We start from the raw sequence: 21,629 nt of genomic DNA on the forward strand, positions 1-21,629 counted from the left end.
AACTAATCATAACCGATCTTCTCTGTCTCGCCAGTCTGAAGCGTTGACTCCGGTTGCTGTGATTTCGACAAAGGCTTTGAATCCTGATAGGTTGAACTTGCACCCCTTCCACTTGTAGGAGGCTTGAAATGGTACAGGATTTGCACAAGAACTTGATCCCATAAAAAAGAAAACCCGCGCCAGGCGCGGGTTCCAATGTGACTCTGTTCTTGTCCTTCTGCACTTGGCTTGTGCACTGACAATGAAAAAAAGTAAAGACTGTCGCCACACGCTAACACCCCGAGCGGGACAGCTCTTGAACTCCAATCTTCACTTGAGATAGTGTGTTCTCCGCTATTAATCTGCTTTTTCTCCAATAAGCTGACCTTCATAATAATGCGCGATTTCTACGATCAAAGCACCCATTCGTTCTTTCTCCGGCACGACAATCCGTCTTATCCCTTCATCTCGAAGCGCTTCAGCCGTTACTTTGCCGACAGCGTCAGCCAGTACGTCCTGTTCAAATACAGATTTCAACTCTTCTTCATGCCCATGTTCTTTCGCATAATCAAATAAATATCCTACTTGAACTCTTGTCGTGAAACAAACGGCATCGACTTCTCGCTGAATCAGCTCATTTATAATCAATGCAAGCGTCTCCTGCTCAGGAGCATGATAACGATAAGGCAGTACAACCTGAACATCCATGCTTCCCTTGCTTTGGATAAACTGATATAACTGCGACGACAACTCGCCATGAAGCTGAATCCACACCTTTTGACCGTTAAAATCAAACACCTCAAGCTTTTCAATCATACTGGCAATCGTTCCATCGTCATCACAGACGACCGGATGAATACCAGATTTCTTTAAAAAAGTGTTTGTTTTGTAACCGCGGCAGGCGATCTTGGTTTCTTTCAATCTCTCTTCAAATTCAGATACAGCGTTAAGCCTCTCCGCAGCTTGAATCATGGCTTCAAATCCAATACCTGTCGTGAAAATAAACCAGTCTGCCCCCTGCTCGATAAAACGTTTTACATCCTCTTCCACTTCAACCGGATCAGAATCCGTTAATCCCTGGAGTGACCGAACAATGGAGACTCCACCTCTTCGTTCAATAATTTCAGCCATTTCTTCCGTCTTTTGCGAGCCGGCAATAACAATTTTTTTGTTCTGAAGGTCTTTACTCATGGTATTGCCCTCCCCCATTCTTAAGTAATCCAACGCGTACCTCGTTTCCGAGAACCTGAATCGGATAGGTCCGAATCTGTCCCGTATCAGGATCGAGCACCTGACCATCCGTCAACGAAATTTTCCAGTCACAGATCGGGTCGAATAGGACCTCGCCGGATATAATTCCCTCTGCAATCGTGCCTCCTCGCGGCCCAGGGCTTTTATTCTCAAGTGCATAGATTTGTCCGTCTGTTGTCTTGAATACCGCAATCTCTTCTTTATCCAAGCGCACAACCCGTCCCTGTCTCTTCATGAAATCATCTACGTTACCAACAAGGTAGTACGTGTATTCATTTCTATTCAATATCGGTTCCATCTTGCAGCCCCTTCCTGTTTCTAGTCCTGTTTTGTGGAAACAATGATCTCATCAAACATCCGTTCCCTTAAGTTTGAATTATTCAGGATCTCACTCCAAGGTTCCTTCACCTGCGCCAGAGCGACCTCCATTCGCTCAGCCAAAGCCCGGCGGTTATCTAGATCATGGACTACAGCTTCTGTGACGGATTCCAATCCCATCCGTTCGATCCATTCCGAGGTCCGCTCCAGATATTTGCCTGTCTCCCGGTAGTACTGCATGAATGCGGAGACTATCTCCAGAAGTTCTTCATCTGTTCGCACCTTACACAGCAGTTCAGCAAGTCGGGCTTTAATCCCGCCATTGCCGCCAACGTAAATTTCCCAAGCCCCCTCATTGCCTACGATCCCAATATCCTTGGTTGATGACTCCGCGCAGTTACGTGGACAGCCGTTTACGGCAAGCTTGAACTTCGCTGGCATATCTAACCGCTCGAACTTCTTCTCGAGCATGATCCCCATTCCCATCGAATCTTTAGTGCCAAAACGGCAGAACTGTGATCCCACGCAGGTCTTGACCGTACGCAGCGCCTTCGCATACGCATAACCGGACGGCATGCCAAGGTCCTTCCAGATCTTCGGCAGGTCCTCCTTTTTGACCCCAAGCAGGTCAAGCCGCTGCCCCCCGGTTACCTTAACAAGCTTGACGTTGTATTTCAGCGCAATATCAGCAATAAGTCTAAGATCTTCAGGTGTGGTTACCCCGCCGTACATTCGCGGCACAACGCCAAATGTTCCGTCCTTCTGGATGTTCGCATGCATCCTTTCATTCACAAAACGTGAATCCTTCTCGTCCACATGCTCAGCAGGCCAGATCATACCCAGATAGTAATTCAGCGCAGGGCGACATTTAGAGCAGCCCTCAGGGTTATCCCATTCCAACGCATATCTTACCTCTTTAGATGTGATCAGCCCCTTTTCTTTAATTGCCGTCACAACTTCATCTCTGCTCAGTGTGGTACAGGAACAGATTGCTTCCTGTTTCGCCGCCGCTGAATCATATTTGTCCCCGAGCACATACTGAAGTATCTGCTCTACAACAGGTCGGCAGCCTCCACAAGAACGCGATGCACTTGTTGCTACCTTGATCTCCTCCACCGTGGTTAATCCTTTTTCGTTAATGGCATCCACAATGTGTTTCTTTGTCACACCGTTACAACCACATACAATTTCCTCGTCCGCCAGCTCTGCGGCCGTATTCCCGGTTTCGACCGAGGCTTGTCCCACAATCGCATTATGAATGGCTTCTGTCATCACGGCGCCTGTTCGAATCCACTGCTGCAGTCTGGAGGATTCCTTTCCGTCACCGATCAGAACACCGCCGACGATCCGTCCGCCCCGCAGTAGCACTTTTTTGTAAATACGCAGCCAGTCATCATCATCCGCACAATAGACAGCCCTTCTGCATCCATAAACTCACCAGCAGAGAACACGTCTACGCCAGATATTTTGAGTTGCGTAGATACCACAGATCCTTCGTACGGCTTCGTATCCACTCCGCTCAGATACTTCGCAAGAACAGCCCCCTGCTCAAACAGTGGAGCCACGAGCCCATATGTAATGCCTCGATGCTCGTTACACTCCCCTACCGCATATACATCCGGTACTGAAGTACGCATAAAATCATCTACAAGAATACCGCGATTAACCTCAATGCCGCTTTCCTTGGCTAAAGCAGTATTTGGTCGAATCCCGACTGCCATGACTACGAATTCCGCATCCAGCGTCGTTCCGTCTGAAAAACGAATACCGCTAACCCGATCTTCTCCCAGAAATTCCTCAGTCTGTTTGCCGGTAGCAAATTTCAAGCCCTGGCTTTCCAGCTCTGCCTGAAGCATCAGTGAGGCGGTATGATCGAGTTGACGTTCCATTATCTCATCAAACAGATGGACTACAGTCACATCCATCCCCAGTTTAAACAGCCCCTTGGCTGCCTCCAATCCAAGCAAGCCCCCGCCAATAACAGCAGCCTTCTTGTATTGATCTGCTGCATGCAGCATCTTCTGGCAATCTGCGATATCTCTGAAACCTACAATTCCTTCTTTATCTGCTCCTGGAACCGGAAGTATAAACGGGTTAGAACCGGTTGCAATGATGAGTGTGTCATATGAAACCTCCATACCATTGTCTGTCTTCACGATTCTTTGTTCCGTCTCAATATGCGTAACAGTCGTTCCCGTATATAACTCTATTCCGTTCTCTAAATACCAATCCCTGTCATTTAGAATGATGTCCTCTACTGCTTTACTCTTCTCTAGCACATACGATAATTGAATACGATTGTAGTTGGGGTAAGGTTCACTCCCAAATACAGTGATCCTATAGGCACTGGGTGCCAGTTTTATGATTTGTTCCACCGTGTTGATGCCAGCCATCCCATTGCCAATCAGGACTAGATGCCGACGTTCTTGTACTTTCACCATGCAGAAACCTCCTAAATATATATATCTATCCATGCAAAAGAGAACTTGTAACCTACTAAACATCACCCATACATTTGAACCATTTTTAGCAGATTTATTCAATTTCTATCACAAGAAAGGAGGATAAAAGGAACCCCATTATTTTAATCTCTAACTAATGTTTCATATTACGGTAACCAGAGGTTTTCCACTAGCTTGGCATGCTCATGAATAATTAGTTCGGAATATATATCGTCTGTAACAGCTCTAGGGCGAATTGCTGAGGAGTTCATCGTTGGGATTTGACGCAGCTCGTGCTTGGGTCTATCGATTCGAATTGCCCAGGACATCTATGCAAATAACTTGAGCAGCAGCCTCGCTCCTGGATAATGTCTTTTGTTATAATTCCAAGTGAGGTTTCGAGGCTCCCAGACATCAGGAATTAATCGCATCCTTCTTTTCGCACCTAAATTCCAAACCCACAGAAAGATGTACAAAGACATGAACCTTTGTATAAAATTGTTTGGCGCCAAAGAAATGGGCAAGTCAGAAGACGGCACCACAATTTACGGCCATGACGCTCCGGATGAGAGGCAGCTTATGCCTCCACCCGAGATTATGTACATGGAAGAATTAAATGAACATTTTCATAAACTCTTTCCTAACCGGGAGACCAGCGCGTTCCATGAACTGATCTCAAACATCGTACATATTGATGTGAACATTATGGAGGCTACACCTAACGAGCCATACCGAGTGCTGTATACCAATGGAATGAGCGACCTGCCGTTGACCCTCCCACAGGAGGTCCGCGAAGATTTAAGCATCTTGAACGCTCGGAATTGATGATGTCTTTGCCGGCGAAGTGACCGCTTACGCAGAAGCTCTGTCTCCAACTTTGTTTAATGGGTCTACCACTTTATTTCCAGTGTAGAGCTTTACTTTCTTTTGACACATGTATTATTTGTTATTTTTCAAATCGGCAATAGTACCATGTTCTTGTCCATTTTCGGCAATGGGACCAAGTTCTTGTCCAGAGAAAAGGACAAGAACTTGGTCCCTTAAAACAGAAAATCCGCGCTGGGCGCGGGCTCTTATGGGACTATGTTCTTGTCCACCGACAAAAAAATTAGTTGGGTTGTTTTCTTTTTTGGCCTTTGTCGGTCACAGCGACGGTTATAAAAATTATTTCTCATATAAGTTCATTCTATACATAAGACTTGAAAACCCATCTATCTTATTTTAAGTATTAGACTGCTTGAAAAAACTGTCCTTGCTTGTAGCAACACACTTCTTTTTAATGTTCTTCCTACATTAATGACGCAATGTTACCTACATTATATGCAAACATATATTTTGTTGCAGTTTCTGGATTTAGATCCTCTTGTTTTTTTGAGGCCATCCGAAATTTGGTTTTGCAGTTCCTATTCAGCTTAAATTTAAACGGAGCTGCAATGGCAGCTCCCGTTTAAATCGGAAATGTAACGTGCTATTAAGAAATGGAATAAGGTTTAGCTTGGATCTCTACTCCAAATTCTCATTGAAGAAGGACTCAAGCTTGTCAAATGGAATTAAGTTTACCCGGTCATACAAATCCACATGTCCGGCGCCAGGAACAATATAAAGTTCCTTTGCTTCTCCTGCCAGCCTGTAGGCTTCTTCGCTAAACCCTCTGCTTGCTGCATTCTCACCGGCGATAAACAGCATAGGACGTGGAGAAATCGTTTCAATGTCTGAGTATGGGTAGAAATTCATAAACTTGACGTTACTGGTCAGCGTAGGATGTGTCGTGAGTTCAGGTGATGAGCCCTTAGGAGTGAACTCACCTCTTGGAGTGCGGTAGAAATCATAAAACTCACGCTGCATTGCGGGAGTGTTCTCATCTATTTCATGTACTGTTCCGCCAGTGTATTTGGTTTCACCACCTGTAAACTCCACATAACGCTGTTCCGCGGCCTCATCGAGAGTCTCCTTTCGCTGCCAGCTTCGGCTGGCCGTGCCCATATCAACCATACTAACTGTCGCAATGACTTTCAGTCTGGGGTCGATTTTTGCTGCGCTAATGACAAAGCTGCCGCTGCCACAAAGGCCGATAACCCCAATTCGCTCTCTGTCAACAAACCCCTGAGTACCCAGGAAGTCCACTGCAGCACTGAAATCTTCTGCATAGAGATCCGGCGAAACTGCATTGCGTGGAGATCCCTCGCTCTCCCCCCAAAAAGACAAATCTATAGATAAAGTAACGAACCCTCTTTCAGCCATTTTAGTTGCATATAGATTGGCACCTTGTTCTTTTACTGCACCCATAGGATGCCCTACAATGATTGCTGAATTTTTGTTGTTCAAATCCAGTCCTTTCGGAAAGAAAAGATTACCCGCTACATTCATACTGTATTGATTTTTAAATGTAATCTTCTGCTGGGTTACCATTTCACTCTGGTAAAAGTTGTTTGCTCCATTAGACATGTCTGGTGTATATGAAGATTTATTAGTTTTACTCATTGATTTTTTCATTACTTTCTATGCCCCCAATAAAAATGTTTAGCAATCCTGAAATTGCCGTTCCATGGTTTCAATTATAGAGTTACTCTTTTGGATAACTAATTCTTTTGGATTACTAATATGTTATCCTACCCCAATCTCCTCCACTTAATTCAAACTCAACAGTCTGATGCCTTTCAATGGATAAAAGCCACTATGAATCCTTGTTTAAAGTACCAGTGATACTATAAACAAGGGTCGCATCGTGGCTTCTTCATACAGTAAATGGCACCCCATCTAATTCGGCTTGTTTGTTTGACTCAGCCTGGTGTCTTTCACCAGATTGATCAAATAATCGACACAGTCAATATGATCTTGAATGATGTGTAATTTCTCAAGCAATCCCCGCCTATGAGTCCCCAGTAATGGCAGGGTTTCAGGAAAATGTTCTTCTTCTACGTGCCTTAAAATAATTGCAGTTATCTCATCATCACAACCGCAGTCCTTTAAGCACTGCAAAAGATCAATGGGGGAATCGAGTATTTCTTCCATATTATTTTCTGTTACGCCTCAAATGCATCTTTGAAGAAGCTCTCAAGTTTGTCAAACGGGATTGAATCCACTTGATCATAAAGATCGACATGATTCGCACCAGGTACAACTACAAGTTCCTTAGAGCCGCTCAGCTGCTCATATACAACCTCGCTCAAACCTTTAGTCATCGCATTTTCACCAACAAGAAGAAGCACCGGACGCGGAGAAATGGTGTCCAAATGATCCAGCAGGTTGTAGTTCATAAAAGTTGTAGTGCTGGTTGTAGTGAAGTTTGCGGTAGCGTTAGGATGATGTCCACGCTCCAATCCATAATAGGAGTAAAATTCAGCTGACATAGGATCAAGACCTTCGGGGATTTGAGTATCGGGCTCACTCGGGAAGGTCGGAATATACTCCGGCTCTCCGTTTTCAAAATCCACCCAACGCTGCTGACTGACCTCATCCAGCATTGCGGTGCGCTGTTCAGCGGTCAGCGCGTCGAAGTTGCTGCTGATGTCAATTAAGCTTGCCGTGGCTATTGCTTTAATGCGAGTGTCGACTTGGGCCGCAGAGAGCGCAAATCCGCCACTGCCGCAAATGCCAATGGCCCCGATTTGATCGCGGTTTACAAATGACCGAGTTCCGATATAATCAACCGCAGCGCTAAAGTCTTCGGTAAAAATATCTGGAGAAGAAACATGGCGAGGCTGCCCTTCGCTATAACCGTTAAAGGAAGGGTCAATAGCCAAAACTACAAATCCTCGCTGAGACATTTGATTGGCGTATACTCCCGGTCCCTGCTCCTTAACACCGCCATACGGTGGGCCAACAACCAGTGCTGGATAATGCTTAGTTTTGTCCATATTTTTAGGTGTGTACAGATCTGCAGCGATAGTAATACCATATCGGTTTTTGAAAGAAACATGCGCTCTTTCTACATTTTCGTTTAGTTCAAAAGTGTAATATTCATTTATCATTGTTTTATTCTCCTGCTCTTTAGTATTAAGTATATTCGAAGAAGACATCACCATTTCAGATTGAGCCCCTACGTTACTTTGAGTTGTAGCTGAAGTCGAATTCCCGCATGCGCTAAGTGTCAGCATCCCAGTAAGTAACAAACAAATCATACTCGTTTTTATCAAGTTTCCTTTCACTCCTTAGTTAAAATTTTCATATGTGCACCTTTAATATATCAACGCTTATTCACTATGTAAAATTCTTATGAAGTATCGTGTATCATAACTAATAGTTATGGTATAATTTTATACAAATATAAGTTTTATTAATTAGGGAGTGCTTATAATGCTTGAAATCCGTGTACTTTCTTATTTTTTAGCAGTTGCAAGAGAACAGAATATTACAAGAGCTGCAGAATTTTTGCATATCACTCAGCCTGCATTATCAAGACAGATGATGGACTTGGAACAGCAACTGGGTAAACTACTTTTCATTCGAGGGCGAAAAAAGATCACTCTTACTGAGGATGGCGAGTATCTAAGAAAATGTGCACAAGAAATTGTAGAACTCAGTGAAAAAGCCGAAAGCAACTTTTTAGATCATACAACTCCCATTAGCGGTGACATCTACTTGGCCTGTGGTGAATCACAAGCCATGGAGTATATTGCTGCGATATGTAGAAACATTCAACTGGAACACCCCAATGTCCATTTTCGATTTCATAGCGGGGATGCTGATACAATTTTTGAACGTTTAGAGAAAGGTCTGGCTGATGTAGGAATGCTGCATGACCCAATACGTTATGAAAAGTTTGACTATGTAAAACTTCCAACAACCGGGGACCGTTTAGGAATTTTAATGCCAAAAGATAGCCATTTTGCTAATTCAGAGTATATAACAAGCGAAATTTTCAGCGATTTACCTATTATTCTTCCTGATCAAGCTTTCTATGGTAATCCAAATCCCGAATGGATCGGTGGGAATCGATCAAATTTAAACATTGTCGCTACCTATAATCTGTTATACAATGCCACATTCCTAGTTGAACAAGGTGTTGGATTCGTAGTATGTCTTGAAGGACTGGCAGACACGAGTGGTAACCGCAACCTGATCTTTCGGCCTTTATATCCTGAACTAAGAGCGGATATGTACATGGTTACCAAAAAGTATAAAACCTTCTCATCTTCAGTAAAAATGTTTATAAAAAAGGTCATAACATTGTGAAGCAGCAAAAAGTGGGGAAACCATTTATCTGGTTTCCCCTTTTCTTTAGCGCTAAATCTGAGGTTGCTAAGCTACTATACGTTTTTAGAATCATGAATAGAATAAATTAAACTCTTTCCGGAGGTTACAACCTATTAAACTTATTACTGTCCTGAGCTGACCTTAATTGTCCCAGTTAGATTTCGGATATTCTCGCTGCCGGATATTGCATGACCAAGCTCATAAAGTCCGCTACCAGGGCTAGGTCTGAAACTTCCATACAACATAACCACATCGTCCCACGGCGCATAATACGCAAGGCTCCCAAACGACCCTGTGGCCTCAGGGGCATCACTGGTATCCAGTGGTTGTGGGGGATAGAATATTTTTTCATTATCACTATAGTTTTGTACTTCAATGAAAATAGGTAGTTGATTTATAAGATCCTTTACGGCCCGACTGTTATTCAGCTCAAAAACGATGGTGTTCTCATTGGATTGAACAGTGATTTGCATATTTATTTCACCAACCTTTATATGTTAGAAAAGAAGGAGCATATCAGGCATTCGTTCTGACATTGGTAAGAAGAAAGGCATCAGCGTAAAGTCCGGCGTCATTTAATTAACTGCTTCTATTGATATCTTCCCTTCTTTCATCGACTGAATATGCTCGTTTCCGGACACTACCTGTCCGAGTTCATATAAACTGCCGTTTGGGTCAAAATCATCGTAAAACATGATGACATCGGCCCAGGGTTCATAATACGCCAGAACGCCCAATCCCCCCCTTGCCAGCGGCGCATCGCTGACGTCCAACGATTGTGGCGGATAAAAGATCTTTTCATTGTTGCTATAGTTTTCAACCTCCAAGGACAGAGGTAACTGCTCATAGAGATTCTTTGCGGCTATTGAGTCGTTAAGCCGGAAGATGACAACATTCTCTTCTGCACTGATCCGAATCACCATACCTAACGTTTTATCTTCTGTTTGTAAATGCTCTGCTGAGAATGGTAACTCAGATCCTTTCTTTGTTTGTCCGCTTTCCACTGAATTAGGTGCTACCACAGACTCTGGTTCTTTGCTGCAACCAACTATAGCGCTCAAGAGTAATACAAGCAGTATTGAAACTATTTGTTTTCCCAACTTTCCCCTCCTCATTAAACAAAATCAATTTTGCTATAGAAATTTCCGGATTTTCATTTTAGTCAAGAGTATTTCTTGCATTTATTGCGAAACCGATGCTGGCTTTTTAATCAGTAATGCGTACGAGATAACAGCCAATATACTCGTCATGAAAATCGTGACTCCGAAAGGCATTGCGGAGTTCTCTCCTGCGAGTCCCACAAGTGGAGAAGTGACAGCTCCTAAAGCGAATTGCAGCGCGCCCAACACAGCGGCAGCGCTCCCCGCAATATGCCCTTGCGACTCCATAGCAAGCGTAAAGGATACAGGGCCGATAATGCCTATCGATACCGCGAATAAGAAGATTGAAATAAACAAGGCAAAAAATGGCCAATTAAATATAATAACAATCAGGACAGCAGCGGTAGTTACAAAGGCTAACTGCAGTCCGAGTCGAAAAATGTGATGTTCTACCATGCGTCCGGCCAAACGTTTGACAACCTGCGATCCCAGAATAATCCCGAGACCGTTTAAAGCAAACAAAACCGAAAACAGTTGAGGGGATATGCCATACATGTTTTGATAAATAAACGGGGTGGCTGAAACATAAGCGAACACTCCTGAGAACAAAATACCATTGACAATCGCGTACCCCATAAAATTCCGATCCCGGAGTAAGGCAACGTAATTTCGGAATACTTCCATAAAACTGCCTGTAACTCGCCGCTCTACAGGCAAGCTTTCTTGGATACCCCATATAGTCATACCTGTTAGAAAAAGTCCCAAAAGCCCTAAGAAGATGAACACACCGATCCATGAAGTGAATGTAGTGACCAGGCTTCCGGCTGTAGGAGAAATCAATGGTGCGATATTGCTGATCATCGTCAACAGTGCAATAAACTTGACCATTTCAACGCCACTATACTGGTCGCGAACGATTGCACGGGAAATGACAATTCCCGCGGAGGCGACAAATCCCTGTATAAAGCGCATAGCAACAAAAATACCCACGTTTGGAGAAAAAGCGCAGGCTATAGAAGCCAGCACATAGAGAACCATGGAAATAACTAAAGGTTTTCGTCTACCATACACATCACTTAAAGGGCCTGTAACCAGCTGCCCTATACCCAATCCCAGCAAGCTTGACGTTAAGCTCATTTGAATTACAGATGCATTTGTGCCAAAATAACTTGTCATTTGCGGAAGCGATGAAAGATACATGTCCACCGTAAATGGGCCTAATGCCGAGAAGGCAGATAACATCAAGGCAAATAAAACAGGATGACTATTGTTTTTACATTCATTTCGATAACTCCCTATCGCCATTCGATTTATTTATTCTCAAATCCCCTGAACGGGAAAATCGGATCTTTAAGATAAAAGTCATATGTAGACTCGTCTACAATGCCTACTGTTTTATCACTATCAAAAAGGGCTAGCATAAAACCGGCCATTTCTTTAGAAGTGTGAAATTTAGGGAAGTGTCCTTCATATTGAAACTCATCTCTTTCCAAGGAACGAAGTTCAAATTCGGTTTTTGTTACTGCCGGGGCCAGAACCTTGGCCTGCATTTTTGAACCTCTAAGTTTTAACTCTTGTGCAAGACCCTCTGTAAATGCATTTACATAAAATTTGGTTGCCGAGTAAGTTACAAAATCTGAGATCATAATATAGCCGCCAACTGAAGAGACATTGATAATCTGTGCACCTTCGACATGTTCATAATCTCTCACAAACAGAGAAGATAGAATGGTTAATGCTCCGATGTTCAAGTGCAGCATCGATTCAATTTTAGTTAGGTTTTGTTCACCTATAGAAGCAAAATTTCCAAAACCAGCGTTGTTAATCCATGTCTCTAACTCAAATCCTTTTAAGGAGTCGTAAAATGCATGGACATTTTCTGCTATTGATAAATCAACCGGCTTGAGGACTACAGCCAGGTCTTTATTGATCTTTAGTACTTCATCTTTAACTTCTTCTAACTTGTCTTCTCTACGGGCAGCCAATATCAGATTTTTCCCACGTTCTGCAAAAGCTAAAGCTGTTGCATAGCCAATTCCTGAACTTGCTCCGGTGATTACGGTATATTTCATCCTTTTAAATCCCCCATTAATCATGAAATTTCATGTTACTAAGTCGTTTCACGTTTTCAGGATCATGAAGTGACAGAATTAAGCTTTCCTTGGTATCCAAAGCAGCGATCTTCTCCATATCTTCCAGACTTAATTCAAAGTTGAAGATGTTGAAGTTTTCGATAATTCTTTCCTTATGAACTGACTTTGGAATGGCAACAATCCCGCGTTGAATCAACCATCGTAAAGCCACTTGAGCCACAGATTTATGATGTTTTTCCGCTATCGAGATTAACACTTCATTTTTGAAAAGATTATTTTGACCTTCCGCAAATGGCCCCCACGACTGAATTTGAACACGGTGTTCCTTCATGAAATGAGCATTTGCTAATTGTTGTGTAAAGACATGAGTTTCAACCTGATTTACGGCAGGAACTATTTTATGGTGAATAATCAGATCCATGAGGCGGTCATTTAAAAAGTTGCTTACCCCGATTGCCCTGATCTTTCCTTCAAGATATAACTCCTCCATTGCACGCCATGCACTATGAACATCACCATATGGCATATGAATGAGGTAGAGATCAAGGTAATCCAGTTGCAACCTCGTCAAAGAAGCTTCAAATGCATGCTTTGCGCTCTTATAGCCGGCATCTTGAATCCACAGCTTTGTTGTGACAAATATTTCTTCTCTGGGCACACCACTTCGCTTGATAGCACGACCTACTGCTTCTTCATTTTCATAGACAGCAGCAGTATCAATTAAGCGGTAACCTTCGATAAGAGCGTTATAAACTGATTCTTCGCATACCTCATCATTATCGATTTGAAAAACACCAAATCCCAGTATCGGCATCTTAACGCCATTATTCAGTGTGACTGTTTGCATTTTTTGCATTATAATCCTCCTTTTTGATTTATTTTTTCAATTTCAATCATTATTTTTATGCTTAACTTTTTCACTCCGTAAGATTAGCTGTTTATTTCTTGAAAGGCCTCGACCCCTCTTTTTAGGCGCTGCAATCCATCTGCCAGTCTTTCTTTAGGACAAGCGTAATTCAATCGAATAAAGCCATTTCCATTCTCACCATAAATAGCTCCATCTGAGACATACAGTCCTGTCTCTCTCCTGATAAACGAACAAAGGTCGTTAACTTGATCAGTGACATTTCGGCAATTGATCCAGGCTAAGTATGTGGCTTCAGAATGGATGACCTGAAGCTGCGGCAGCTGAGTGGTAAGAAATTGTTCGAGATACAGCTTATTAGCCAGAAGATATTCCATTAAGGCTTGCAGCCATGGCTCCCCTTCCGTATAGGCAGCGATTGCAGCTTCGATCGCAAAAACATTAGGCTCAGCCACCTCATCCGTATTAATACCACGATGAACAAGATTCCGGATTTCCGGATTTGGCACGATAACACTCGAGGTTTGAATGCCCGCAAGGTTGAACGTTTTTGATGGCGCCACACAGGTAATGCTATTTTGAGCGATTGCATCCGATATGGAAGCAAAAGGAGTGTACCGGTGTCCTGGGTGCGATAAATCGCAATGTATTTCATCGGAAAGGATTAGAACCTGGTGCTTGATACATAGCTTACCAAGCCTTTCAAGGACTTGTTTGTCCCAAACTTTACCTATAGGGTTATGCGGGTTACAAAAGATCATCAGTGAAGTATCAGGTTCGGCTAACTTACCTTCTACATCGTCAAAATCGATCGTGTATTGGTTGTCGTTATAGATTAACTCACTTGTAAGAACTTCCCTTTGATTGTTCTTTATTGAGTTATAAAAAATATTATAAACAGGCGAGAGGACGAGCACTTTCTCTCCTGGTCTGGTCATCTTACGGACAATCGAAGAGATCGCCGGCACTACCCCGGTACAAAACATGATCCATTCTTTCTTAATCGTGAAGTGATGTCTAGTTTTCCACCACTGGATGACTGCCTCGAAATACGTATCCGGTATTGAAGTGTAACCAAATATGCGGTGGTTTAATCTCTTATGCAGGGCGTCTACGATTGCAGGGGAGGTCTCAAAATCCATATCGGCCACCCACATAGGAAGCTCTCCGGAATCGACATCCCATTTATACGAATTTGTTTTCAAACGGTTTGTCATGTAATCAAAATCAACTAACAGAACATTCACCCACTTTACTCAATTCGTATAGGGTATCGGATGTAATGATTTTCTCGTCGTCGGTAATAATCTCACCAATATCCTTTGCGATGATTTTTCCGGAGATCGGATTTTTCACACTATCGATCGTGGTCTTGGATTCTACTTGAATTGTTGAATATTCGAATGCTAAATCGGTATTTAGTATCGTACCATTCTCGATCACCAGCCGATCCACGTAGCACATGCCTTGGTTGCTTTCGATCGTGCAGTTAATAAAGGTAAGATTCTTGGAGTTCCAGCCTAAATATTCCCCTATGATATGCGAATCATAGACAGTAACATTTTCACAATTCCAGAAAGCATCTTTCGAAATCAGCCTTGCATTACGGATTTCAATATTTTTCGCTCCATCAAAGGCGTAGTTACCCGTTAAGGCGAGATTCTCGATCCTCACTTCTTCACTGTTCATCCCAAAGTAATCGCCTCTTGCAGTCACATGATTCATATAAATAACTTTACAATTCCACAAGGTTTCTTGAGCGTTAGGAAAATTCACATTGCTCAGACGGATCCCGCTGGAGCGTCTGAATGTCTTGGGGGCCTCAATGACACAATCGCTGACTGAAATCTGATGGGTGTACCAGATTCCAGACCGTGCCGTTTCCAATAAAGTACTGTTATTCAAACGAATATCTTTGGAATACCACAAGGGATACTTCCATTTAAAGATACTATTGATAATGTCAATATTGTTGCTTTCCTTTAGAGGAGACTCTCCATCCGCGAAGACAGAATTTTTTATGAATAAATTACTACTCTTAAAAAGAGCTCGTTCTCCGGTTAGAATTTGTTGGTCAATGGTTGTCATCGACTCTTCACTTCCTCAGTCTTTAGTAGTTTTTTGTTAAACGGCAGCCGTGTTTCAGATGCCGGTTGTTGTGCTGGTTTTATCTTTTTTTAAAAACGGTTATACTCTTCATCCGTTACGGGTTCTAACCAGTCAGTCTGTCCAGGTGTTAAGGCCAAGTGAACAAACCAGCTGTCCTTTGTTGCCCCATGCCAGTGCTTTACATGAGGCGGGATATTGACTACATCACCGGTTTTGAGTAACCGTGGCGCTTCCCCTTCTTCTTGATACCAGCCTTCACCTCCGGTTACTAACAAAACTTGCCCTGCATGATGGGAATGCCAGTTATTGCGGGTTTTTGGAGCAAAAGTTACATTTCCGATCGATGTATTGAGTGGAGCCGGATCCATAAACACCATCTGTAAGTAAGCATCACCGATAAAATTTTGTTCCACTTTTTGTCCCAGCGGGAAAATGATGCTATTTTCTAAGTGTTCATTCTTCATATAAATTCCTTCTTTTCTTGGTTTAGTTGGTCACTTTGAAAGCGTAGATTTAAGCTAACCTGCATTTGTGCATTGAAGTGCGTTCAACGTTCTTGGAAACCCGCTATAAGGAAGACAATGCATGACCGCAGAAATCAATGTTTCCTTCTCATTGCCGACATTGCCGAGGTTTTAGGATTCGCAACGATTGGATTGGATAAAGATGTTTACCTTTTACTTAAAGAGGCACACCGTTTAAGGCGCGCCTCTTCGTAAATGAATCAGTTTCTTCAAAATATATCCGCTCAAAATGAGGGATATTCTTTTTCTGCTATTCCTGCATCATCGTACTAATATCAATTACAAAGCGATACCGGACGTCCGAAGCCAGTACACGCTCCCATGCTTCGTCAATCTGATTAGCGGAAATGACCTCGATTTCCGGAGAAATATTGTGCTGAGCACAAAAATCTAACATTTCCTGCGTTTCACGGATACCACCGATGGATGATCCGGCAAAAGAACGACGCTGAGGGATCAGTGAGAACACTTGAACGGGCAGTGGCTCCGATGGGGCGCCGACGTTCACCAAAGTACCATCTACAGCCAGCAGCGAAAGATAAGCGTTGATATCAATTTTTGCACTCACCGTATTAACGATGAGATCGAACGAACCGGCCAGTTTCTTGAATGTTTCCGGGTCGCTTGTCGCATAATAATGGTCCGCGCCTAATTGCAGACCGTCCTCTTTCTTCTTTAAGCTTTGCGACAACACCGTAACCTCTGCTTCCATGGCGTGAGCAAGTTTCACAGCCATATGTCCCAGACCGCCAAGGCCTACAACCGCGATTTTTTTTCCTGGACCCGCACCCCAGTGACGTAGCGGAGAATAGGTTGTGATACCCGCACACAAAAGCGGAGCGGCAGCGTCAAGCTCTAAACCGTCAGGAATACGGACTACGAAATCTTCTGTTACAACGATGTGAGTGGAATAGCCCCCTTGGGTATACTGCCCGTAACGGTCCACAGATCCATAGGTGCCGGTCATTCCATGAAGACAATACTGCTCGTCTCCATTATGGCAATGTACGCATTCCCCACAGGAATCAACCATACAGCCCACTCCTACTCGGTCGCCTGCAGAATACTTTGTGACTTCCGAACCGACCCGGGTAACGATTCCGGCAATCTCGTGTCCTGGTACAAAAGGATATTGCACCGGTCCCCATTCGCCGCGAGCGGAATGGATGTCAGAGTGGCAAATACCGGCATATTTAATCTCAATGAGAACATCATACGGCTGAAGCTCTCTCCGTTCGATTGCGGTCAGTGTGAACGGTCCTTCTTGATTGAATACAGCACGTGCATTAGCAGTAATCATATATATCCTCCTAAATGAATGTTTGATATGACTTTAAACAAGCCATATAAAACAAAATGTATTGTTTAATCAACGCGTGTCTAATAATAAAAAATATATAGCTCACATTCAATGGTTAAATAACTGCAATTTGTTGATATTTCAACATTTCGATCAAAAATGTCAATTATCTTTAACTCAAAAAAGAGGTATTCTGAACCTAATAGATGAAACAAAAAATGACATCACTATACGGTCTATATTACCGGGTTGCAAGCAATTCCAGTTCAGAATTCAATGCATAAGCAATGTAGTCCTTGGCACTTTGCTCGAGTTCCTCATCTGACAAGTGCTGCATCACTCCATATAAAATATACGGTGTCATGAAGCGAGTCCCAATCAAGTTACTTGTTGCCTGAAGAGGTCGAAGCAGTTCCGGAACAGTGTAGTTAAAGTTGCCTTCTGAAGAATAGTTATCTTCAGCCGCTCCTGTTGAAACGGCGATCAAGAGCTCTTTTCCATGCAGCTTGTCGCCTTTGCTTCCATATGCCCAGCCATAGGTTAAGACCACATCTTCCCATTTTTTCAACAATGAAGGTGTGCTGTACCAGTAGAAAGGGAATTGCAAAACGATACGATCATGCCCCTCTAATAACCCCTGTTCTACCGAGACGTCAATCTTCTCGTCAGGGTAAGCTTCATAGACACGGTGAACGGTAACATTGTCCTGCTTCTCCATTTCTTCCGTTAAACGTCTATTGACGCGAGAGTTACTTAAATCAGGGTGAAAAACTAGAACGAGTGTTTTCATTAAAATCTCTCCTTGAACTCTAAATAAACATTGATTGATTAATCAACTCACGTTTATAATTATAGCTAGTAATCAGGCTTATACAATCGTCAGTTTAAATCGATCTGTGGAATACTGAACAAAGCCTTGAATATTGTTGATTAATCGAAGAAGGGTGATCTGTAAAATGTCTAAAATAGATAGAAGAATACTTAAATCTCAACAAGCAATAAAGAATGCAGTCCTCGAATTGATGGCTGAGAGAGACTTCGAATCTCTAACCATTATGGACATTGCCAATCGGGCAAATGTTAACCGGGGAACGATATACTTGCATTATCTGGATAAGTACGACTTGCTTGATAAAATTATTGAAGAACATATAAATAATCTCCGGGAACTTTGCCAATCGGCGTCAGAAATGACATTTAAAGAAGGAAACTACGTATGGTTTGAATATTTTGAGGAAAATTATTTATTCTTTTCTACAATGCTTGCCACGAAGAGTGCAGCATATTTTCGAAGCCGGTTCCTTGATTTGGTGGTCGAAGAGTATAGAGTTGAAGTCGATATAACCGATGGCAATAACCAAGGATTAAATGAAGATATTTTGCTGCAATTTCTGGGAGCAGCAATTGTAGGTGCTGTAGAATGGTGGTTCAAGAATAAGATGCCTTACCCGCCTCAAGTGATGGCGGAACAAACCGGAATATTATTAGACCGGAACTTTTAAAAGAAATAAATAAGTCAAACTAATAATCCCCCCTAGAAGAAGGACTGGCACGCCAGCTTTGACGTGCCTCCGAACATTTACGATTACTGAGTATTTTTTCTTCTCTGACAAGTCTGGATCAAATCCGTTTTGTCTTATAAATCAACGTGACCTGCGTCAGGTACGATGAAAAGCTCTTTAGGCTATGCCGCCAATTCGTAAGCTTCTTCACTGGAGTACCGGCGATATCGAATTAATGTAAGTAAGCTGAGGGAAATTCATAAAAGAATGCCAGTGTCACAATCCCCTACTCTGCCATGTTTTGAGCATAGATACCGGAAGCCTGCTCTTTAACACTCTCTAAGGTGAGCCTATTATCACTACTGGGAGTTTTTTCGTCTGTTTTGTAAGAAACCAATTTTCTAGCATATCTACTTGTGACATTTATTAACATTTTCTATTCTTATATTAATTTACAATAAAGGAATTACAGATTATAGGATAAAACTTAAAGTTAACTTTAAGTCAAGTGGTTAACTGAAATTTATGTGCACGGTGTTTGCGTTACTACGACAAGGAAGGTTTGTTGCCTTTTGTCGAAAGAACACTCAGTGGAATACGATTGTTTAAAGACTCAGATATGGGGATCTAAATTATTGAGTGCCTATAATCATCCGCGATGACGATCAAAGAAATTAAAAATTTCAGCTACTTAATAGACTACCATCAAGCAGTTTATAAAGTTGTCACGATGATTTTAAGGATTTTAATTCAGCCACTTCATTATGCAAGAAGTAAATAGGTAGCTTAAGTAAGCGAAGGCAGCTTATTTTGATTTTCTATGGACGTTGATCCTGATTCACTAATTAAATGTTCTCCTATATGCTTTGAGCGGGGTTTATATTTAAAGGGACTAAAATCTATCCTTTGTGAAGGATAGGATTTTAGTCCCTTTGCCTTATTTGTCAAGAACAAGATAATCTTGTCCTGAGATTATTACCAGGATTGGCGAGTCGGTCCAATTGTGAATTCGTTAACATTTGTATCCTCCGGCTGATCAATCGCAAATGCAACAACATTTGCAACTCGATCAGGTGAGATCCCAAATTGTTCGTACAATGTAGTCATACCTTCAAAAATATTCTTATTGGTAATAGTATCCAACAATTCCGTATTGATCGCTGCCGGATAAATAGTTGCTGTGCGGATATTAGTACCTTCTTGGGCGGACTCCATTCGCAAAACTTCCATCAAGTTACGAACAGCCCACTTTGTTGCGCCATAAACTGCACCACCAGGATATGATTTAAGCCCAGCTACCGATGAAGTAGTGATAATATGCCCCGATTTTTGTGAGGTGAATTCTGGCAATACTGCGGCGATACCATTCAATACACCTTTGATATTTACATCTACCATACTATTCCATTGGTCGGTTTTCAACTCGGAAAGTGGTGAATTTGGCATTAGTCCAGCATTTAAGAAGATTACATCAACCCTACCAAAAGTATCCTTAGCTAATCGAACAAGCTGATGGTTATCATCTGAATTTACAACATCTGTGACGCGATAAGTAACTTGTCCACCTGCTTTCTGAATTTCTTCAGTTAATGCTTTTAATCTATCTTCACGTCGAGCGCCTAACACAATTTTAGCGCCTTTACTGGCTAGTAATTTTGCTGTTGCTTCACCAATTCCGGATGAAGCTCCAGTGATTATAACTACTTTGTTTTGTATTGCCATGTAACTTCCCATCCTTCCATATAGATATTATTTTATCTAACTAATGAAAACTCCATTAGCCATAGGTACTACATTAAATATTTCATCTTTCCAGCCAGACGAACTATTATTCTGCCAATGAAATTACGGCCTTAAAGCCTCTAACCATTCTTTCCAACTTTCGCAGCTCCAATTCCCAAATATATAGACCTGTCTTTTGACTTGTCCTTTTTTTATGAACAAGCATAAATACTGTTATGGGACATAACAAAATTACACCATGTCCCTTTAAAGTATCTCTTTACATATTGTTCTTGAAAAATCCCTCGAATTTATCAAAAGGAATCTTATTTACATCATCATACAGGTCGATATGGATGGCATCCGGCACGATGTATAGTTCCTTCGGTTCAACAGCAGCTGCATATGCATTTTCACTAAAGAAACGGGAATGTGCATTTTCACCCATAACAAACAAAATTGGACGAGGTGAAATGGTTGCTATATGGTTTAAAAGCTGATAGTTCATAAAAGGCAAGTTGCTGGTTAAAGTAAATCCGCCACGGGCATTTGGATGATGTCCTCTGCTCAGCCCATAATAGCTGAAGAATTCTGCTGAGTTAGCATCAAGTCCTTCTGGTACAGCATCAACAGGACTTTCAGGAAAGGTTGGAACATAAGCAGGGTAGCCTTTATCAAAGTCGTTCCAGCGCTGTTCTGCCAACTGCTGCATCTGTGCATCCATCGCTTCCGGCGGGAATAGGTTTCTCATGGCACTAATATCATACATCACTGAAGTTGCTATTGCCTTGATACGTACATCCATTGCTGCAGCTGAGAGTGCAAATCCACCACTTCCACAGATACCAAGCGCTCCAATTTTATTACGGTCGACAAATGGGCGTGTCCCCAGGAAGTCTACTCCTGCACTAAAATCTTCGGAAAAGATTTCAGGAGAAGAGATGTGACGAGGTTCTCCACCACTTTCTCCATTATATGAAGCATCAAAGGTCAAAACAACGAAACCTCTTTGTGCCAACTGATTTGCATATACACCAGGCCCCTGTTCTTTTACACCGCCGTAGGGTGCTCCAATTACCAGTGCTGGGTATTGTTTCTCAGCGTCTATACCCTTTGCAATATATAAATCACCAGCCAATGTTATTCCGTATCTGTTTTTGTATGACACAGAAGTGCGGGTAACGTTATGGCTCAATTCAAAAGTGTAGTATTCGGACATGTTAAAATCC

At 42.3% G+C, this 21,629-nt stretch carries 20 protein-coding genes and 2 pseudogenes; 4 read left to right on the top strand and 18 right to left on the bottom strand.

Annotated features, from left to right (window positions below):
• Positions 1 to 336 precede the first annotated feature (336 nt).
• From AWJ19_RS21635 to nirB, 3 genes and pseudogenes are all read right to left on the bottom strand, one after another.
• Complete coding sequence (locus tag AWJ19_RS21635) at positions 337 to 1,170, bottom strand: uroporphyrinogen-III synthase (RefSeq protein WP_068726950.1); 834 nt, start codon at positions 1,168 to 1,170, stop codon at positions 337 to 339.
• Positions 1,163 to 1,528 (bottom strand): nitrite reductase (NAD(P)H) small subunit, encoded by a 366-nt coding sequence (locus tag AWJ19_RS21640; protein WP_068726951.1) that lies wholly within the window; start codon positions 1,526 to 1,528, stop codon positions 1,163 to 1,165. The genes AWJ19_RS21635 and AWJ19_RS21640 overlap by 8 nt, the downstream gene beginning before the upstream one ends.
• A gap of 20 nt (positions 1,529 to 1,548) precedes the next feature.
• Positions 1,549 to 3,989, bottom strand: a pseudogene (nirB, locus tag AWJ19_RS21645) (nitrite reductase large subunit NirB).
• Positions 3,990 to 4,505: 516 nt separating this feature from the next.
• Here nirB and AWJ19_RS21650 point away from each other — a divergent pair.
• Positions 4,506 to 4,814: a hypothetical protein gene (locus AWJ19_RS21650; protein WP_128083663.1), complete on the top strand. Its 309-nt coding sequence runs from the start codon at positions 4,506 to 4,508 to the stop codon at positions 4,812 to 4,814.
• A 678-nt stretch (positions 4,815 to 5,492) separates the two neighbouring features.
• Here the strand turns inward: AWJ19_RS21650 and AWJ19_RS21655 are convergent.
• From AWJ19_RS21655 to AWJ19_RS21665, 3 genes are all read right to left on the bottom strand, one after another.
• Positions 5,493 to 6,482, bottom strand: a complete 990-nt coding sequence (locus tag AWJ19_RS21655; protein WP_068726954.1) for an alpha/beta hydrolase — start codon at positions 6,480 to 6,482, stop codon at positions 5,493 to 5,495.
• A 264-nt stretch (positions 6,483 to 6,746) separates the two neighbouring features.
• Positions 6,747 to 7,001 carry a hypothetical protein gene (locus AWJ19_RS21660; protein WP_068726956.1) on the bottom strand — a complete coding sequence of 85 codons (255 nt, stop codon included), beginning with the start codon at positions 6,999 to 7,001 and terminating at the stop codon, positions 6,747 to 6,749.
• Between the two features lie 11 nt (positions 7,002 to 7,012).
• Entirely contained in the window at positions 7,013 to 8,125 is a 1,113-nt protein-coding gene (locus AWJ19_RS21665; protein WP_241781835.1) for an alpha/beta hydrolase, read from the bottom strand.
• Between the two features lie 160 nt (positions 8,126 to 8,285).
• On the opposite strand from AWJ19_RS21665, the gene AWJ19_RS21670 reads away from it, so the two are divergent.
• Entirely contained in the window at positions 8,286 to 9,164 is an 879-nt protein-coding gene (locus AWJ19_RS21670) for a LysR family transcriptional regulator (RefSeq protein WP_068726959.1), read from the top strand.
• A gap of 143 nt (positions 9,165 to 9,307) precedes the next feature.
• On the opposite strand, the gene AWJ19_RS21675 is transcribed toward AWJ19_RS21670, so the two are convergent.
• From AWJ19_RS21675 to AWJ19_RS21720, 10 genes are all read right to left on the bottom strand, one after another.
• A complete protein-coding gene (locus AWJ19_RS21675) occupies positions 9,308 to 9,658 on the bottom strand; it encodes a cyclophilin-like fold protein (protein WP_068726961.1) in 351 nt (116 codons plus the stop codon).
• A gap of 102 nt (positions 9,659 to 9,760) precedes the next feature.
• Positions 9,761 to 10,285 carry a cyclophilin-like fold protein gene (locus AWJ19_RS21680; RefSeq protein ID WP_068726963.1) on the bottom strand — a complete coding sequence of 175 codons (525 nt, stop codon included), beginning with the start codon at positions 10,283 to 10,285 and terminating at the stop codon, positions 9,761 to 9,763.
• 81 nt (positions 10,286 to 10,366) lie between these two features.
• Positions 10,367 to 11,590, bottom strand: a complete 1,224-nt coding sequence (locus AWJ19_RS21685; protein ID WP_068726965.1) for a multidrug effflux MFS transporter — start codon at positions 11,588 to 11,590, stop codon at positions 10,367 to 10,369.
• Between the two features lie 5 nt (positions 11,591 to 11,595).
• Positions 11,596 to 12,357 (bottom strand): SDR family NAD(P)-dependent oxidoreductase, encoded by a 762-nt coding sequence (locus AWJ19_RS21690; protein WP_068726967.1) that lies wholly within the window; start codon positions 12,355 to 12,357, stop codon positions 11,596 to 11,598.
• 16 nt (positions 12,358 to 12,373) lie between these two features.
• Positions 12,374 to 13,225 carry an aldo/keto reductase gene (locus AWJ19_RS21695; RefSeq protein WP_068727002.1) on the bottom strand — a complete coding sequence of 284 codons (852 nt, stop codon included), beginning with the start codon at positions 13,223 to 13,225 and terminating at the stop codon, positions 12,374 to 12,376.
• An 83-nt stretch (positions 13,226 to 13,308) separates the two neighbouring features.
• Positions 13,309 to 14,460, bottom strand: a complete 1,152-nt coding sequence (locus AWJ19_RS21700) for a MalY/PatB family protein (RefSeq protein ID WP_068727004.1) — start codon at positions 14,458 to 14,460, stop codon at positions 13,309 to 13,311.
• A 10-nt stretch (positions 14,461 to 14,470) separates the two neighbouring features.
• Complete coding sequence (locus AWJ19_RS21705) at positions 14,471 to 15,331, bottom strand: DUF3737 family protein (protein ID WP_068726969.1); 861 nt, start codon at positions 15,329 to 15,331, stop codon at positions 14,471 to 14,473.
• A gap of 89 nt (positions 15,332 to 15,420) precedes the next feature.
• Positions 15,421 to 15,816, bottom strand: a complete 396-nt coding sequence (locus AWJ19_RS21710) for a cupin domain-containing protein (protein WP_068726970.1) — start codon at positions 15,814 to 15,816, stop codon at positions 15,421 to 15,423.
• 310 nt (positions 15,817 to 16,126) lie between these two features.
• The gene (locus AWJ19_RS21715) at positions 16,127 to 17,176 is read right to left on the bottom strand and encodes an NAD(P)-dependent alcohol dehydrogenase (RefSeq protein ID WP_068726972.1); all 1,050 of its coding nucleotides are present in this window, start codon (positions 17,174 to 17,176) and stop codon (positions 16,127 to 16,129) included.
• A gap of 241 nt (positions 17,177 to 17,417) precedes the next feature.
• On the bottom strand, positions 17,418 to 17,966 hold the full coding sequence (locus AWJ19_RS21720) for an NAD(P)H-dependent oxidoreductase (RefSeq protein WP_068726973.1): 549 nt from the start codon (positions 17,964 to 17,966) through the stop codon (positions 17,418 to 17,420).
• Positions 17,967 to 18,132: 166 nt separating this feature from the next.
• Here AWJ19_RS21720 and AWJ19_RS21725 point away from each other — a divergent pair, with 166 nt between their 5' ends.
• On the top strand, positions 18,133 to 18,678 hold the full coding sequence (locus AWJ19_RS21725) for a TetR/AcrR family transcriptional regulator (protein WP_068726975.1): 546 nt from the start codon (positions 18,133 to 18,135) through the stop codon (positions 18,676 to 18,678).
• Positions 18,679 to 19,216: 538 nt separating this feature from the next.
• A pseudogene (locus AWJ19_RS34250) lies at positions 19,217 to 19,306 on the top strand (MerR family DNA-binding transcriptional regulator); the annotation flags it as partial.
• Positions 19,307 to 19,653: 347 nt separating this feature from the next.
• Here AWJ19_RS34250 and AWJ19_RS21730 read toward each other — a convergent pair.
• On the bottom strand, positions 19,654 to 20,400 hold the full coding sequence (locus tag AWJ19_RS21730) for an SDR family oxidoreductase (RefSeq protein ID WP_068726976.1): 747 nt from the start codon (positions 20,398 to 20,400) through the stop codon (positions 19,654 to 19,656).
• A 280-nt stretch (positions 20,401 to 20,680) separates the two neighbouring features.
• Positions 20,681 to 21,619 (bottom strand): alpha/beta hydrolase, encoded by a 939-nt coding sequence (locus AWJ19_RS21735; protein ID WP_068726978.1) that lies wholly within the window; start codon positions 21,617 to 21,619, stop codon positions 20,681 to 20,683.
• Positions 21,620 to 21,629: the final 10 nt, after the last annotated feature.

It is taken from the genome of Paenibacillus sp. DMB5, from assembly GCF_001517085.1.
Classification (GTDB): Bacteria; Bacillota; Bacilli; order Paenibacillales; family Paenibacillaceae; genus Paenibacillus_AQ.